Source organism: Microcystis sp. Msp_OC_L_20101000_S702 (assembly GCF_007095705.1).
Lineage (GTDB): Bacteria > Cyanobacteriota > Cyanobacteriia > Cyanobacteriales > Microcystaceae > Microcystis > Microcystis ichthyoblabe_A.
The window spans coordinates 1-15,725 of record NZ_SFBO01000001.1 but is presented as its reverse complement, the minus strand read 5'-3'; the positions used below and the strand labels follow the sequence as shown (position 1 = coordinate 15,725).

Here is a 15,725-nt window from a genome sequence, read left to right as displayed (position 1 = left end):
AATTATCCAAACTCCTAGCCGATCATCCGGGTGATTTGAAAGGCTTCCGCGATCGGACCCAAGGCCAATATCGGCAAGAAAGTGAGCGCACCGAGAATTAAAATCACCCCCGCCGTCACGCCGGTAAAGAGTCCGGTATCGGTGCGGAGGGTTCCGGTGGTGGCGGCAACTGGTTGTTTGCGGGACATCCCATCGGCTAACAAGAGCAGGGCGGCGATCGGAATATACCGTCCGGCGAGTAAACTGAAGCAGGCGCTCAGATTCCACCAGAGAGCGGTCATCGTCGGTTTCGCCCCAGCCGCGATCGCAAGTGGTGCGGGCTGGGAATCTCCTAGTCCCTCGAAGCCCGATCCGTTATTGGCGGCGGCGGAAGCGTACTCGTAGATAACTTGAGATAATCCGTGAAAGCCGGGGTTACTGATGCCTTGAAAATCAGGGATAGCAAGGGCGATCGCTCCGGGGATAAGGATGGCGATCGGGTGAACCAGCAGAATTAAAAAACTCGCTAACACCACTTCCCGTTTCTCAATTTTGCGCCCGAGGAATTCCGGGGTTCTTCCCACCATTAGCCCGGTGACGAATACTGCGAGGATTAGATAGGCAAACAGGTAGGCGGTGCCAGTTCCCTGGCCTCCGAAAACGATTTGCAGGAACAGATTCGAGAGGGTGGCGAAGCCGCCGTTCGGCATCAAGGAATCGTGCATGGCGATCACCGCACCGCACATGGTGGCCGTGGTAGTTACCGCGTACAAGGCCGATTGCGCCCAACCGAAGCGTACTTCTTTGCCCTCAAAGTTAACCGCTCGATCGACCCCTAGCAGCGAGTTAATCGCCTGGTTGCCGTTATATTCCCCGATCGCTGTGATGATCGTAAAGCCGATGAAGATACCGAGGGGAATTAGATAGATTAACCGAGCTTGCTTGAGATTATCGGCGAAAACCCCGTAGGTGTAGATTAACGAGGACGGAATCGATAAAATCGCCACTAATTGCACCAGATTGACGAATCCGTTCGGGTTTTCAAAGGGGTGGGCCGAGTTGCTGGCAAAAAAGCCGCCGCCGTTTTCTCCCAATTCCTTAATAATCTCGAAGTGGGCCACTGGACCGCGGGCGATCGCCTGACTGAGGTTCGGGTTTTCTAGCGTCGGCAAGATTGCCGGGCCGGCGAGGGTTTCCGGAACTCCGGCGATGATCAGGGCAATTGCCCCCACGATCGAGATCGGTAAGAGGATACGGGTGATCGCTCGGATCAGATCCACGTAGAAATTGCCCAACGGTCGCCCCGTCAGTCCCCGAATAAAGGCGATCCCCACCGCTAGACCGGTTCCGGCCGAGGTGAACATCTGGTAGCCGAGTCCCCAGATCTGACTCGCGTAGCTGAGGGTGGTTTCTCCGGAATAATGCTGTTGGTTGGTGTTGGTGATAAAGGAAATCGTCGTATGTAGCGTGGTGTCCCAAGTGGGAGCGGGGATCGCCGTCGGGTTGAGGGGAAGGAATCCTTGGCCCGCAATCAGGGAAAAAACCAGAATTGCCATCACCGCGTTACTGTAGAGAACGGCGCGGAGGTACTGCCAGCCGGTCATATTCTCTTTCCCTTTCACCCCGACGAAGCTGTAAAGAAGACTCTCGACTTGATCGCACAGTGGGTCGAGTAGGGTTCTCCGTTCCATGAAAACCCTCGCCATATAGCGCCCGAAAAAGGGGGTGATTGCCACGATTATCAGGATCGTGAGCGCGATTTGAATCCATCCTTGCAACATGGTTCGATCGACTCCGAAAAAAGGCTAGTGGTCATTGAGCTTGTGGAAATGTGGCGGCTCAATCGACGGATTCGACAAGCTCACCGTCCATGGTCGACCGGGAAACTCAGGGGTTCGCTGTCTCGAAACCGCTTGAGAAAACCAAGTTTGTCTAATTATTAGCGATCGTTAACCAGTGGATGATCGAGGGATTACTATCGCCTCTGCTGGGATGATTATAGCGATTTCAGAGCAGTCGCACACAATTCTTAACATTTTTGGACTTTGGACAAAGAAAAAAAGATTTGCGTAAAATTTACGGGTTCTCCTAGACTGGTTATGGCAAATTAGTAGTTTCAATGAGCCTAAACCCTTAAATAGACTAGGATCGAACAAAGCAAAAAGCTTTTTTATTAAAATTGCTTTTTTTAATTCTGGTGAGCCTTACTTGGCAAAGCTTGTGTGGACTATTTTCTGCTAAAATATCATAGCTACTCTAGAAGAGCCCTTTTACGCAAATCTAATTGGAGACAATATCTCCTCTTTCTCAGCGCGTAAAAAAGCTGAAAAATAGCGGTTCTTAGGAGCGTTTTGCCATAACCAATATTGATTCCGCACCATTGTCATCTGATTCGTTATCAAACAAAGCAAAATCAAAAAACAAAGCTGGTATTATAAACTATAAGCCAACGAACTGATTTTTCCAACAGCAACTGATAGTAACAAAAAAAGCAGGATTTTAATTGGTGTAACTTTTACGCCAATTAGGTTTTCTTTTGTCCAAAGTTTAATAACATTTGGTTCGTAGAAATATTAAGACAACCAAGAACAGTTTCCAGATAGTGATTATTCCAACCAGCAATAAGTCGCTTGTTCTCAATGCCTACCCTGGCAGTCTTTTCTTGGGACAATAAATTTACGCCAATATGACGTATGACAGCTATATTTTCATAAATAAGAACCGAATTTAGGACAACAAGATGTTGAAGTTTGTTAATTTTTTGTCAGAAGAAAATGTTCTGAATCTCCATCATAATTTAACCAAAGTTTAATTATACAAGAGAAGAGATTGATAAAAATAGCAATCATAAAAAGCAAATCTTTAACATTTATCAAGCAATTATTTTTATTAGTAAATATTCTACACAACTCAGGCTAGATAAGCAAGAGAGCTACGCCACTACTACCGAATCACTACCCCGACAAAACTTGAAACTGTGACTAATAGCCACTGTTTAATTCTAGGGATTACCTGAAAAAAATACTTTCCAACCAGCAGTAGCGATCGCACTTGCCAAAAGAATAATTAATGTCCAAACCTGATTTTTTTGGGTTCCTTCCACTGATTTTAGGCGATTATCGATGCCCTCAACCTTTTCAGTTAACTTTGCCTGTCCCACCTCTAGCTTATTTAATCGTTCGTCGAGTTTGTCAAATTTTTGGTTAAAATCTTTTTGGAGACTTTCAAATTTTTGGTTAAAATCTTTTTGGAGACTTTCAAATTTTTGGTCAACATCTTTTTGGAAACTGTCAAATTTTTGGTTAACATCTTTTTGGAGATTGTCAATTTTCCCCTCAATCCTTGTCAAAACAGCTTCTAGGGAATAGGTAACGGTTTCGTTAGACATAGTATCAACTCCCATTAGATATATTTTCTCGGTCCGCTATCGGAGACTATTTTAAGACTAAACCAGTTCACCGCTTTCTTGCAAAGAGTGGAGACGTTGATAGATTCCCTGCTGATTTAATAATTGATCATGGCTACCGATCTCGACAATACGACCATTATCTAAGACGACAATTTGATCCGCTTCTCGAACGGTACTGAGACGGTGGGCGATAATAATTGTGGTGCGAGTGCCTAAAATGGATTTCATGGCTAGTTGAATGGCTCTTTCTGACTCATAATCTAAGCTAGAAGTGGCCTCATCAAAAACTAACACATCTGGATCGACAATTAAAGCTCTAGCAATTCCTAAACGCTGTCTTTGTCCCCCCGAAAGACGCACGCCCCTTTCCCCTACAATAGTGGAATAACCATTAGGTAATTCATGAATAAATTCATCGACACGGGCAATTTTACAGGCTTCTGCTACCTTCTCGAAGCTAATATTAGGATTACCGTAGGTGAGATTTTCTAACACCGTACCATTAAACACATCTACTTCTTGATGGACAATCGCTAACCGTCGCCGATACCAAGTCACATCTAAGCGACGAATATCCTCGCCATCCATCATAATTTGCCCTTGATTCGGTTCAAAATAGCGGAAAAGTAACTTAACTAAAGTGGATTTTCCTGAACCCGATTTTCCCACTAATGCCACGGTTTGATAGGGTTCAATCAGCAGATTAATATCCTTAATAATCGTTCTGTCTGGACTATAGCCAAAGCTAAGATTACTTAATTCTACTTTCCCTGTAAAATGATAGGGATTATGTTGGGCATGATCGGCTAAAAGACTACCGGAATCAGTTCCACTAGGCAAGTTGATAAATTCCTGTAAACGGGCCATAGAAGCATAGCGACGAGCGAAAGTTTCTGCCATTTGGGATAGGGGATCTAATTCCGCATAGGCCATACTAGCGAGGGTATAGGTGGTGATAAAATGCCCGATCGAGATTTTCTGTTGAACGGTGGCTAGGAGAGTAAAGAAAAATACTCCAAATAAACTAGCTTGGACGAGGGTTTTTTCCCAAGTAATTAAGTCCACATAACCCTTATGAATGCGATAGACAACGTAGGTAAATTCTCTCTCTAAACGCTGTTTCTGACGATATAACTCCTGTCCTTCTGTGGCAAAAGCTTTGACAGTTTTGATATTAGTAATAATCTCAGAATTGCGACTTTGGGTATTTTCAATGTGCCGATCAAGGATTCTTTCTTTTTGCATTAAATCTTTTAAATCTCTGACAATAAAAACTAGAATTAATACAAAAGAAATAACAAAAGCGAGGGCGATCTGCCATTGAATTATCCAAATAACAATAAAGATACCCAAAACTCTAAACAGTTTTGGGATCATCATTCCCGCCACTTCGGGATAAGTCCAAGTATGACTTTCTATCCCTTTGGCGATCCGGTTAGCGATGCGTCCTGGATTATTTTCATCGTAAAAAGATAGAGGTAAGGTGAGAATTTTGGCAATAATTTTTTTGAGATGATCTCGTCGCGCTCTTAAGGATATTTCCCAGTGAAACCATACACCCACCCAAGGCTGAATTGGTGCTTTAATTACCGTGGTTAGGAAAATTAAGCCTAATAATACTGCCAAACTAACCCACTTTTCTGGGGCAAAGGGAGTTAAAATCATGGTGCGATTAACTAAAGATTGTACGAATCCATCTAAAGGTTGATCGGAAAGAACATTAAGAATCTGTCCGACAGCGTAGGGAACCATCAGATCGATAATTTCAAAGACACTGGAGGCAGCAATGCTCAAAAAGGCGGCTTTTTGATAATTGCGATAGTAACTGAGAATATCGCGTAAGGAAGCCATAACATCAAGTAAATTGCCAATTTTTAACTTCTATCTGGTAACTGCTAACTGAAGAGACTAAAGGCACTTTTGGGATTGTTTTTCTGGAGTTACCATTATACTACAATACTACAAAAATCTGCCGACCTAGAAATTTATAGGACAAAAGCCTTGTCATAGTCTTGTATTCTCAATCAGCTATTAGTCAGGAGACGATGCCAGATCAGCTTATATTTCATCCTCGTCAGAAGCACCAGAGATCAATTTATCTAAAATTTTGACGAATATTATCACAAAAATTAATAAATTTCTGAAAGGTTTTTAAGTGTTCGGTTTTATCGATACGCTTTTTTAATTGATTAAGATAGTATTGTTCTTGAGCTTCCCCAGGGAATTTTTTAGAATAAGACAAACCTTTATCTTTAAAAATAGACTTTAGATAAGCAAAATGAAAATCGGCATGATTTCTGCAATTAAATCTACCCATTAGTTCGGGATCATTTTCGTAAACATCATAGTGTTGAACATAATCAGCTAAAAGTCTCTGCTGTAAAGGTTGTTTAGAATTAAATATTGTACGATTGCCTAGTAGCCATGTTTCAATACATCGATTTTGAATGATTATCACGATTTCAAGTTGTGCGGGGATAGTAATATGTTTGGTGATAAAGTCATTAACATATTGTTCTCTTTCTTCGACAGTATCCTCATCAGCATCGAGACAGATGACTAGATAGTTATATTTGGATACTTCTTGAATTTTATCGATGGCGTTAGGAATTCCCTCATCAAGTATCGAGGGGTAGCCATTACCACTAATCAGAAAGTAATTGTTGTGATTGACTTGATCGTAAAAATCAACTCGCTTAAATTCGGGAATAAGATAAGTTAACCAGGCAGTATAAAGCTTTTTTTCGGTACTTCTTCCTTCAACTAAAAAATAAATATTCATCGATTAACTAATTCCTTGGGGAAATTCTTCTAGGACATTGATAAGATCAATAAAGGCTTTTTGTCGAGTTTTAGAAATATGAAAATCAGCCGCATTGTGTACCTGAATTACTCCTCCTTTACGAGTGACTATTTTCCAATAGGCAGGACTGATATTATTAATTATATAGGGATGATGACTGGTAATAATAAACTGTAAATCTCGATAATTAACTAATAAATCTTCTGTTAAAGTGTCCAAACAGTTAACCCCCAAACTATTTTCAAATTCATCGATTAATATAACGCTGCCATCAGGAGATAATTCGATCGTTGCTAAGAACATCAGGCTTTTTATCATTCCAGAGGAGATATTTGGGTCTAAAATCCAGACATGAGAGTTTTTTTCTTTTATTTGTATGTGAGGTGGCTCTTCAAATAAAACCATTGGAGGTGATGAAACAAACAGATCACCTAGTTTGGATGGTTCTAAAAATTCTATTTTTAAATCTTCAACTTGAGGGAAAATATCTAAAAACTTTCTCTTTATTATCTCGAACGTATCGGGATATTTTTCATAAGTGATCAGTAGTTTGTCGGAAATAGGAAGTTGACTCGATTGTAATTCAGAGAGAGAGTTATATTCGGTATATTCGTCGTTTCTAAAGATTTTATCAAATGTTGAATAATATGAGGTATTAAACTTAAGTGGATTGAAAATCATTTTGTTAAATTCCTGTCGAACAGGGAAAACATCTTCTTCTTGATTGAAAAGCTCTATACAGCTTAAATAAGATGGTAGTTTTGGTGTCTTTGAATGTTTAAACTCAATTACCTCTTGATTTCTTGCGATCAAAACATCTTGATCTTTTAAAAGAGTTTCCCTAATTATACTAACCTTATTTTCGCCGTCATTACTATTGACTTCATCTTCTTCAATCTTGATGAGAGAACGCGCTTTTTTTACCTCAAATTCACCCAACCAATGATAACGAACATTATCATTGGTTAAAAGTTCCACATCCCATTTCACCCCATTTATGGATGCACCGTTAGCGATTCTTTTTAAATTACTAATAGCCTTTAAAATCGAGGTTTTTCCTGCACCTGAGATACCAACTAATAAATTCAAATCTGGAAAAAATTTGCAAGAATCTATACTTAATCCAGAGGATAAATCTTGATAGGATAATTTCAAAAGTTTCATAATAATTTCTTTCCCTCTGCCAAAACTAAAAAGGGTGAGGATTGACTCACCCCTAGACTTTACTGAGGATCGAGTTTTAGGACTGCCATAAATGCCTCCTGGGGGACATCAACAGTTCCGATCGCTTTCATCCGTTTCTTCCCTTTTGCTTGCTTGTCTAACAGCTTTTTCTTGCGGCTAATATCACCACCATAACACTTAGCTAAGACATCCTTTCTTAAAGCAGGAATATGTTCACTAGCGATGATTTTAGAACCAATAGCTGCTTGAATGGGAACCTTAAATTGATGACGGGGAATCAATTCTTTTAACTTTTCGGTTAAAGCGCGACCAACATAATAAGCTTTATCCCGGTGAACGATCATCGCTAAAGCATCAACGGGATCACCATTGACCATAATATCTAATTTAACTAGCTCATTTTCCCGATAGCCAATTAATTGATATTCCATACTAGCGTAACCGCGCGATCGAGATTTTAATTGATCAAAAAAGTCCGTCACCACTTCCGCTAAAGGTAACTCATAAATCAAAGCGGTGCGAGTTTTAGTAAAATAACGCATATCCTTGAAAACTCCCCGACGACTTTGACATAATTCCATCAAAGCGCCTACATAGGTTTCCGGAGTAATCATTTCCACTTGGATATAAGGTTCCTCAATTTTTTCCCGTTTTTGTGGGGAAGGTAACAAACTGGGATTATCCACTTCGACAATTTCCCCATCGGTAGTAGTTACCTGATAAACTACCGAGGGAGCAGTGGTAATTAAATCTAAGTTATATTCCCTTTCTAGTCTTTCCTGGACGATTTCCATGTGTAGCAGTCCCAAGAAACCGCAACGGAAACCAAAACCCATGGCGCTAGAAGTTTCCGGTTCGTAGGATAGAGCTGCATCGTTTAATTTTAACTTTTCCAGCGCATCTTTGAGATCGGCATACTGATCAGCATCGGTGGGGAATAATCCGCAGAAAACCATCGGTTTTGCTTCTGTATAACCGGGTAAAGGCTCTTGTGCTGGTTTAGCGGTTAGAGTAATCGTATCACCCACCCGGGCATCAGCAACAGTTTTAATCGCGGCTGCCAGATAACCCACTTCTCCCGCGTGCAGTTCATTTACCTGTACCTGTTGCGGTGATAAAATTCCCAATTCATCAATAACAAATTCTTTACCAGAAGCCATAAAACGAATTTTATCGCCCTTTTTCACCCGACCATCCATAACGCGGAAATAGACAACTACCCCTCGATAAGCGTCGTAATAACTATCAAAAATTAAAGCTCGGAAGGGTTCTTCGAGGGTATCTTGGGGAGGGGGAACCAATTGGACGATCGACTCTAGAATATCATTAATACCGATCCCAGCCTTAGCCGAGGCCCGAATCGCCTCACTACAGTCTAAACCCACCACTTCCTCGATTTCCGCCGCGACTCGTTCCGGTTCGGCACTGGGTAGGTCGATTTTATTTAAAACTGGGATAATTTCGAGGTTATTTTCCAGCGCTAGGTAAACATTGGCTAAAGTTTGCGCCTCCACGCCTTGGGACGCATCCACAACTAATAAAGCTCCCTCGCACGCCGCTAGAGACCGAGAAACCTCGTAGGAAAAATCCACATGGCCGGGGGTGTCAATCAGATTGAGAACGTATTTTTGACCATCCTTAGCGGTATAATCCATCCGTGCCGCCTGTAACTTGATGGTGATACCTCGTTCCCGTTCCAAGTCCATATTATCGAGAAATTGTTCTTTCATCTCCCGTTGGGCTACGGTTCCTGTAATTTGCAGGAGGCGATCGGCGAGAGTTGATTTACCATGATCGATATGAGCGATGATGGAAAAATTGCGAATGCGAGAAACGGGAACGTCAGTCATCGTGGTTCACTGTTGGCAAAAGTCAGGGGTTTATAAAATTTTAGATTCCTTAATTCATTGTAGAGGTAAAGTCTCTAAGGCTGGAGCAAAAGCGAAAAGTAAAAGGTAAAAAAAGCTAAACTGCAAGTATAGTCAGGGTTTTGACCTTAGCTTTCCCTCTCGGCATCCACAGGAAACTATGGTCAGTTTGAGTATGGGGACAAAATCAGGCAAAGGGCAATGGCTAAGGAAAGGCTCTATGATTTGTCCAAATCGGATTACTATAGATAAACTCTTGGATGAGAATCCTCGACTGACGGGTAGAATGATAGATAGCAATCATTAATAGAGCTTATGAACGACAATGCTACACCGACTCAGCGCACGGCGGAGAAAGTTGAAATCGCTATTCACCTTGACTCGGAAGTTTTAGAACAGATTAAACACCTGACTAACGATCCTAGTCGCATCATCGAAACAGCGATTAAACAGTGGCTAAGAGGAGAGAAACAACCGGATGAGGACTTAACCCGTCATCTTCGACGCAATCCTCCCGTACCACCCAAAGGGGAATGGAATGACTAAGATTTTTCAGTCTCTAATAGGTTATTTCCCGACGGAGAGACTGAAATATTTTCTTAGGTCAACCATTGATGGTAATTGAGATTTTTTCCCCAACTAAGCTGGTCATACTAGATTCGTTGAGTATAGGCTAGATATCAGGACAGGCAAAAGGGGGAATAGATAATCAGTTTTTAATAAACGGATTTAGGATCATTTTGCTTGGGTACTTACGGGAGGAACAAAACTGATGCAGATAGAAATTGAAGGAGCCGATGCTATCAAAGTTGCTCAGGATATCCTAGATATGGAAGGGGTGCAAGGCAGCTACGAAGTTATCTCCGAAGTGCAGAAAGAGGGAACCCTTGCCACCATCGCCACTATCATCGGCATTATTAGCGGAACAATCGCCATCGCTGAGAAATTTTACCAATTAAAGCGAAAAATTGACTCTCCTGAAACCCCGAAGATCGAACGGGTGTTGATTGTGAGCAAAAACGGCGATCGCCTGCTGCTCAAAGATGCTACCCTAGAGCAGCGATCTGTTCTGAGCGTCTGGTCAATCTTTCAACCAGTCTTTGAGCATATTGAGGGGAGTTTTGTGATATGTAGTTGTAGATGGCTGATCAATAATTAACGGCTAAATTTCTGGCTTTTTGTTTAATATTTTTTATTTCCATAATAGTTTCCAAAATGACTCCTGACAGTTCACATTATAGCAAGATAGGCTCCTAGAGATGGTGTATTTTAAAACCACTAATTTTGAAAAGCGATCATCGTCTTCGCTAACGATCAGAATGTACAAAAAGGGATAGTTTCTCTCTCTAGGTTTTGATACTGTACTGTAGCGGTAGGAGACTAAGAAGCTCTAACGGTTAGAAAATCCCCTAATATTACTACCATCCCCCTCTGCTCGATTACTCCCTCCATGTCAGCCTCTCTACCTCAAGAACCGTTTAGCCCCTTGGGTAAGTTAGTCAGTGTCATCGGTTTGTTAGCGATCGCACTCTATTTCACTGGCTGGATTTACCGATGGTTCTACTTCGGCTTCTTCCAAGTGGATCTAACTACCCTCAACCTGCCCCTAGAATCCTTCTATATCGCCTCTTTCTCCCTGCTATTCAGAAGTCCTTGGGCTATCCTGAAAACCATCATAGCTATTGGAGTGGCTATCCTTGGCATGGTAATGACTTTTAAAGCGATCGCTATCCTCGGCAGATTATTCCATCAACCCTTGCAGAAAGCCGCCCAAAGACTGGGATTAACCGCCAACCAGAACTATCAACTACAATTTCTGGCTTCCTTATTAGACGAGGTGATCATAGTTCTCTGGCTGTTCCTTGTGCTGTACTTCCTTGCTAGGGGGCAAGGATACGCCGATGCCCGGAGGGATGCCCTCAACGAAACCTCTACCCTACCAGCTATCACCATCGCCATGAAGGGGGAGGATGCAGTTATCGGTCGGAAATTGGATAAGTTATTGGAAAATCCTAGCTCTGTTCGGATTTTTGGTGATCGCACCCGCTATGATGGGCTTCTCGGTAATGAACTGAATCAAAACCCGACCATCTGGCGTTTATTATCCGATGCCAACGGCCACCTATACGTTTTTCCTAGTCTCAACGCAAAAAATGCAGGAAATCGGGTTCCTCCAGTGCTAATTTTTCCAGATTCGGGAAAGGGCGATCGCCTCACTATCCTCAGTCCCGCCAAAAGCTTCTAGTCCGGGAAAGTTTGCTAGAATTATCGGAAAATCTGCCAAAAGTTGGAGCTATATGGGTCGGTACATCATCCCTTATCTTTCCTTAGCCATAATGGGAACTTTGATGCTTTGTCCTTTGGGGAGCAGGAATAGCTTTCTGCCTCAAAAAGCGATCGCCCAGACAAGACAGCAAGCCAATACCAACCGTTCGGCGTGGCAGGTTGCGCTACCCCAACAGGCAACAGTACGGCGGAAAAAGGTAAGTTCGCTGACGGGGAAATTGGTGAAGTTCGATCCGAAAACTTTGACAGTGACAGCCGGGGGAGATTCCGAAAACATTTCCTTAACTGAAGTTAAATCGGTGGAATTTACCCTACAGGACGAAATTTGGGTAACACTCCCCAACGGTGCGAGAGGCAAGGTTAGACCTATTCGAGGCTTAACTATCCCAATAGAAAATGTACCTGCTTCAAGTTTTAAAATAGGCCGCACTAACGATTCAGTAATTCTTAACTTGACTCAAGTTCTGAACGATCAAGAATTTGGTAAGCTGACCAGTGACCCCAATAAAATCTATGTGCTGAAAACGATAGAAATGACCTCACCAAACAAGATGACCATTTACCTACGCGCCTACGGTTCCCAAGTATGACCTAAAATCTATGCTTAAGCTGACCCGATTGATAACTAGCTTTCTCTTAGCTATCACCATTCCTTTAGCAGTAGCAAAAAGTCATTCTTTGACTGTTTCTCCCAGAGTAAATTCTTCTCCTTCCCTTCTTTTAGGAGAATGGTTGATAGCTCAGAGACAAAAGCGAGTCGCCTTGGTAATCGGCAACGGGGCTTACCCGGAAGATCCCCTAGCCAATCCCGTCAACGATGCCACGGATGTAGCCAACGCCTTGAAAGAGATTGGCTTTGAGGTGACGCTGCTTAAGAATGCCGACAGGAGAAAAATAGATGAGGCGGTAGAAGCCTTCAATAAGCAGTTGCGTCAGGGGGACATAGGTATATTTTACTATGCGGGGCATGGGGTACAGGTGGGGGGAGAAAACTACGTCATCCCCATTGATGCCAAACTAGCTAGGGAGGCTGATGTCGGATATGATGCAATTCCCCTCGGCAAGATTATTAATGCGATCGAAGATACGGATGCAAAAGTCAAAATCGTCATCCTTGATGCCTGTCGGGATAACCCATTCTATCGTCGTTGGCGCTCTAGCGGCAGAAGTTTGGCTTCCCGAGGACTGGCAGGGATTAATAGCTCTGGGCGAGGTACTCTCATCGCTTTTTCCACAGCACCGGGTCAGATAGCAGCGGACTCTCTAGCAGGAAAAGGGAGAAATTCCCCCTACACCGCCCACCTGTTGAAATACCTAAAATCCCCCCTAGAAATAGGACAGATGTTCAGGAGAGTTAGGGAAGATGTTTTACAGGCAACTAACAATCAGCAGATTCCTTGGGTATCCGAAGCTCTTGTGGGAGATGTATTTTTAAATCCCCAACCGATTGCCGCCTCTTCACCTTCTCCCCCAAAACCTACGCCTCAAGTTACCCCGTCCCGTCCTACGCCTCAAGTTACTCTTCCCCCAACCAAACCAACTCCTCCAGTCACAACAACCCCCCGCCCCGCTCCCCAACCTTCTCCAAGCTCAGAAATTGCCTTGGTATCCTCTAGGGGGATAAACTATACTAAGCTTCGTGATCTCCTTGCCCAAGGCAAATGGAAAGAAGCCGATCAGGAAACTGGCGATCTGCTTTTAAGGGTCAGCAATAGGAAAAAGGAGGGTTGGCTAAGAAATGAAGATGTCAAAAATCTGTCCTGTGAAGACTTGAGAACGATGGATAAGCTTTGGGTTGCCTACAGTAACGGCAAATTCGGCTTCAGTGTCCAAAGACAAATCTACAGAAGTTTGGGAGGAACTGAAGAGTTAAATAGCAATATCTATCAAAAATTCGGAGATAGAGTAGGGTGGCGAGTGAATGGGAGTTGGATATACTACAATAATGCTACTTTTGATCAAAAAGCCCAAAGCGGACATCTGCCCACACCAGTGGACGTGGGATTTCCTTATTTTGAAAGAGGTTTGGGACATTCGGAGATTTGGGTACTTTTTGGGGTTCTTTCTTCCGAGTGTCCCTTGTGAACTGTAACACATAGGGTTACAAGATTTTGTGAACAATTATTAACAGGTAATTTTCCACGAAGCCATGCGGGTTCGTGGTTTTCGATACCTGTCACCGAGGGGTCAGCCACTCGCCCGATGTTTTTGTAGTATGGTTCCTACTAGAAAGTTATGGGTGAGAAAATCTTTGTGTTCTTTGTGCCTTTGTGGTTCTTTCTTGCGCTTTTTGGTAATCTTCACTGCTGCCATTAATTTACTCCCCCAATGGTCTTGGATTATCGTTAATCTTGTGGATTTTCAATGTTTCGGGCAGCATGAAGTACCGCAATAACATCGATTTGCTCAGGCTTGATATAATAAATTATGCGATAAGAACCCTCGATAACTTCTCGGATCTGCTCAGTTTCAAACTCCGGAACAAGACGACCCGAAAAGGGAAAATTAGCAATCTGTTCTGAGCGTCTGGTCAATCTTTCCACCAGTCTTTGAGCATATTGAGGGGAGTTTTGTGATATGTAGTTGTAGATGGATGATAAATGATTAACGGCGGTTTCTGTCCAGAAAACTTTCATGGCTCTAGCTTGAACTTAGTGCGTACTTCTGCCACAGAAATAACCTTTTCCGCCTCACTATCGGCTAATCCTGCTTCAATTGCCTGTCTCACATAAATCTCATACATCAAATCATCCCATGTAGAATTATCCGGCAATTTATCGATTAAATTTCTGGCTTTTTGTTTAATGTTTTTTATTTCCATGATGGTTTCCAAAATGACTCCTGACAGTTTACATTATAGCAAGATAGGCTCCTAGAGATGGTGTATTCTAAAACCACCGCTAACGCTCAGAATATCCAAAAAGGCTTTTCCCTCTCGATGTCCTCAACGAAACCTCAACCCGTGATTGGTGTTATTTGGTGGATAAATGCTGTATATTTACTCTCGTCGCCGCTTAATTCACACGCAGCAGCGCAGAAACTTGCTCAACATTCATTGCTGTATGTAACAATACAGGAGGAGTTTATCTCAGGAGTTCCACGGTGATTAGAGAGCTAGACCGTATTACTGTTAATCCACAAATATGTCTTGGACAGCCAACGATTCGAGGAATGCGTATCACTGTAGGATTTGTTTTGAAACTGTTGGCTAGTCAGTTATCTATTCAGGAAATCTTAGAGGCTTATCCAGAGTTGGAGGAGGAAGATATTCGCCAGGCTCTTAATTATGCAGCTTGGGCTGTATCCGATTATATCGTTAGCTTCACTTCAGCAGCCGTAACGCACCGCTAACTTTAATGATGGTGGGTGATATAATTTAAAATTCTGAGGTAAATCATGCAACTAAAACTAACAAAAATATTCCAGAAAGTTCCCGAAGGCTATATTGGTTTTGTCGAAGAATTGCCAGGAGCTAATACTCAAGGAGAGACTCTAGAAGAAACTAGAAGCAATTTAGAAGAAGCAATTGAGCTAGTTTTAGAAGCTAATCGTATATTAGCTGAAGAGCAACTGCAAGGACAAGAAGTGATTCGAGAGTCTGTTACTTTCTGGGCTGCATGAAACGCATAAACTTAATTCGTCATTTAGAAGCTTATGGCTGTGAATTCTTAAGAGAAGGCGGCAATCATACGATTTATGTAAATCGTGTCAATCAGAAATCTTCAGCCATTCCGCGCCATCGTGAAATCAATGAATTCTTGACGCGGAAAATTTGTCGAGATTTACAAATACCAGAACCATGAGTGCGACTCCTGTTAAGCTGCTGTAGAGTGTAGGGTGCGTGTTTGCGGCTACTAATTTGGATAATAAAATAAAACTAACAATCCGCCGTAATGACTCCTGACAGTTTACATTATCAACTATTCATTATTAATTAAAAAGGCGATCGCAAAATTACGCCTTCTTAAAAAAGAGATTAAACACCTTCAGCAAAACCCAAAGGTTGAAACTGAGTATAATTGATAATTTTAACCGTTTCCCCCGACTGCTTAATCACAAACAAACCGCGCCGATAAGCATAGACATCTATCCCCTGATCAATTTCAATGCCTGCCACTGCCCCATAAACCCGAAACTCTCGAAATTGGGGGAAAGCAACCTTAAATCGCTGTAATCGGCTGACAAAATCATCTAC

17 protein-coding genes and 1 pseudogene are annotated in these 15,725 nt (G+C 42.4%); 8 read left to right on the top strand and 10 right to left on the bottom strand.

What is annotated here, in order from left to right; translation table 11 throughout:
• Positions 1 to 14 precede the first annotated feature (14 nt).
• The 6 genes from kdpA to lepA all read right to left on the bottom strand — a co-directional run bounded on the left by kdpA (position 15) and on the right by lepA (position 9,226).
• Complete coding sequence (gene kdpA, locus EWV60_RS00090) at positions 15 to 1,760, bottom strand: potassium-transporting ATPase subunit KdpA (RefSeq protein ID WP_287230106.1); 1,746 nt, start codon at positions 1,758 to 1,760, stop codon at positions 15 to 17.
• 1,220 nt (positions 1,761 to 2,980) lie between these two features.
• The gene (locus EWV60_RS00085; RefSeq protein ID WP_103113222.1) at positions 2,981 to 3,367 is read right to left on the bottom strand and encodes a DUF4164 family protein; all 387 of its coding nucleotides are present in this window, start codon (positions 3,365 to 3,367) and stop codon (positions 2,981 to 2,983) included.
• A gap of 57 nt (positions 3,368 to 3,424) precedes the next feature.
• The gene (locus EWV60_RS00080) at positions 3,425 to 5,239 is read right to left on the bottom strand and encodes an ABC transporter ATP-binding protein (RefSeq protein WP_287230103.1); all 1,815 of its coding nucleotides are present in this window, start codon (positions 5,237 to 5,239) and stop codon (positions 3,425 to 3,427) included.
• Positions 5,240 to 5,483: 244 nt separating this feature from the next.
• Positions 5,484 to 6,170 (bottom strand): hypothetical protein, encoded by a 687-nt coding sequence (locus EWV60_RS00075; RefSeq protein ID WP_287230101.1) that lies wholly within the window; start codon positions 6,168 to 6,170, stop codon positions 5,484 to 5,486.
• A 3-nt stretch (positions 6,171 to 6,173) separates the two neighbouring features.
• A complete protein-coding gene (locus EWV60_RS00070; RefSeq protein ID WP_287230099.1) occupies positions 6,174 to 7,355 on the bottom strand; it encodes an AAA family ATPase in 1,182 nt (393 codons plus the stop codon).
• Between the two features lie 59 nt (positions 7,356 to 7,414).
• On the bottom strand, positions 7,415 to 9,226 hold the full coding sequence (gene lepA / locus EWV60_RS00065) for a translation elongation factor 4 (RefSeq protein WP_149107614.1): 1,812 nt from the start codon (positions 9,224 to 9,226) through the stop codon (positions 7,415 to 7,417).
• Between the two features lie 333 nt (positions 9,227 to 9,559).
• Here lepA and EWV60_RS00060 point away from each other — a divergent pair, with 333 nt between their 5' ends.
• The 5 genes from EWV60_RS00060 to EWV60_RS00040 all read left to right on the top strand — a co-directional run bounded on the left by EWV60_RS00060 (position 9,560) and on the right by EWV60_RS00040 (position 13,615).
• A complete protein-coding gene (locus EWV60_RS00060) occupies positions 9,560 to 9,790 on the top strand; it encodes a type II toxin-antitoxin system CcdA family antitoxin (protein WP_002762207.1) in 231 nt (76 codons plus the stop codon).
• Positions 9,791 to 10,016: 226 nt separating this feature from the next.
• Positions 10,017 to 10,403: a hypothetical protein gene (locus tag EWV60_RS00055; RefSeq protein ID WP_287230097.1), complete on the top strand. Its 387-nt coding sequence runs from the start codon at positions 10,017 to 10,019 to the stop codon at positions 10,401 to 10,403.
• A 291-nt stretch (positions 10,404 to 10,694) separates the two neighbouring features.
• On the top strand, positions 10,695 to 11,489 hold the full coding sequence (locus EWV60_RS00050) for a hypothetical protein (RefSeq protein WP_002794530.1): 795 nt from the start codon (positions 10,695 to 10,697) through the stop codon (positions 11,487 to 11,489).
• A 91-nt stretch (positions 11,490 to 11,580) separates the two neighbouring features.
• The gene (locus tag EWV60_RS00045) at positions 11,581 to 12,120 is read left to right on the top strand and encodes a hypothetical protein (protein WP_287230095.1); all 540 of its coding nucleotides are present in this window, start codon (positions 11,581 to 11,583) and stop codon (positions 12,118 to 12,120) included.
• A gap of 10 nt (positions 12,121 to 12,130) precedes the next feature.
• The gene (locus tag EWV60_RS00040; RefSeq protein WP_287230094.1) at positions 12,131 to 13,615 is read left to right on the top strand and encodes a GUN4 domain-containing protein; all 1,485 of its coding nucleotides are present in this window, start codon (positions 12,131 to 12,133) and stop codon (positions 13,613 to 13,615) included.
• A 102-nt stretch (positions 13,616 to 13,717) separates the two neighbouring features.
• Here the strand turns inward: EWV60_RS00040 and EWV60_RS00035 are convergent, their stop codons facing one another.
• Genes EWV60_RS00035 through EWV60_RS00025 form a run of 3 tightly spaced genes read right to left on the bottom strand, consistent with a single transcriptional unit; the run spans position 13,718 to position 14,351 of the window.
• Positions 13,718 to 13,843, bottom strand: coding sequence for a hypothetical protein (locus tag EWV60_RS00035; RefSeq protein ID WP_260324428.1), 126 nt, complete (start codon positions 13,841 to 13,843; stop codon positions 13,718 to 13,720).
• A 32-nt stretch (positions 13,844 to 13,875) separates the two neighbouring features.
• Positions 13,876 to 14,166, bottom strand: coding sequence for a type II toxin-antitoxin system RelE/ParE family toxin (locus EWV60_RS00030; RefSeq protein WP_002744303.1), 291 nt, complete (start codon positions 14,164 to 14,166; stop codon positions 13,876 to 13,878).
• On the bottom strand, positions 14,163 to 14,351 hold the full coding sequence (locus EWV60_RS00025) for a hypothetical protein (protein ID WP_002762197.1): 189 nt from the start codon (positions 14,349 to 14,351) through the stop codon (positions 14,163 to 14,165). The genes EWV60_RS00030 and EWV60_RS00025 overlap by 4 nt, the downstream gene beginning before the upstream one ends.
• A 281-nt stretch (positions 14,352 to 14,632) precedes the next feature.
• On the opposite strand from EWV60_RS00025, the gene EWV60_RS00020 reads away from it, so the two are divergent.
• From EWV60_RS00020 to EWV60_RS00010, 3 genes are read left to right on the top strand one after another with little or no spacing between them, the layout of a single operon-like run.
• Positions 14,633 to 14,881 (top strand): DUF433 domain-containing protein, encoded by a 249-nt coding sequence (locus EWV60_RS00020; RefSeq protein WP_002762195.1) that lies wholly within the window; start codon positions 14,633 to 14,635, stop codon positions 14,879 to 14,881.
• Positions 14,882 to 14,926: 45 nt separating this feature from the next.
• Complete coding sequence (locus EWV60_RS00015; RefSeq protein WP_002734968.1) at positions 14,927 to 15,151, top strand: type II toxin-antitoxin system HicB family antitoxin; 225 nt, start codon at positions 14,927 to 14,929, stop codon at positions 15,149 to 15,151.
• Positions 15,148 to 15,333, top strand: coding sequence for a type II toxin-antitoxin system HicA family toxin (locus EWV60_RS00010; protein ID WP_002735013.1), 186 nt, complete (start codon positions 15,148 to 15,150; stop codon positions 15,331 to 15,333). Before EWV60_RS00015 ends, EWV60_RS00010 begins: the two co-directional genes overlap by 4 nt.
• A gap of 173 nt (positions 15,334 to 15,506) precedes the next feature.
• Here EWV60_RS00010 and EWV60_RS00005 read toward each other — a convergent pair.
• Positions 15,507 to 15,725: pseudogene (locus tag EWV60_RS00005) on the bottom strand (DUF3782 domain-containing protein); the annotation flags it as partial.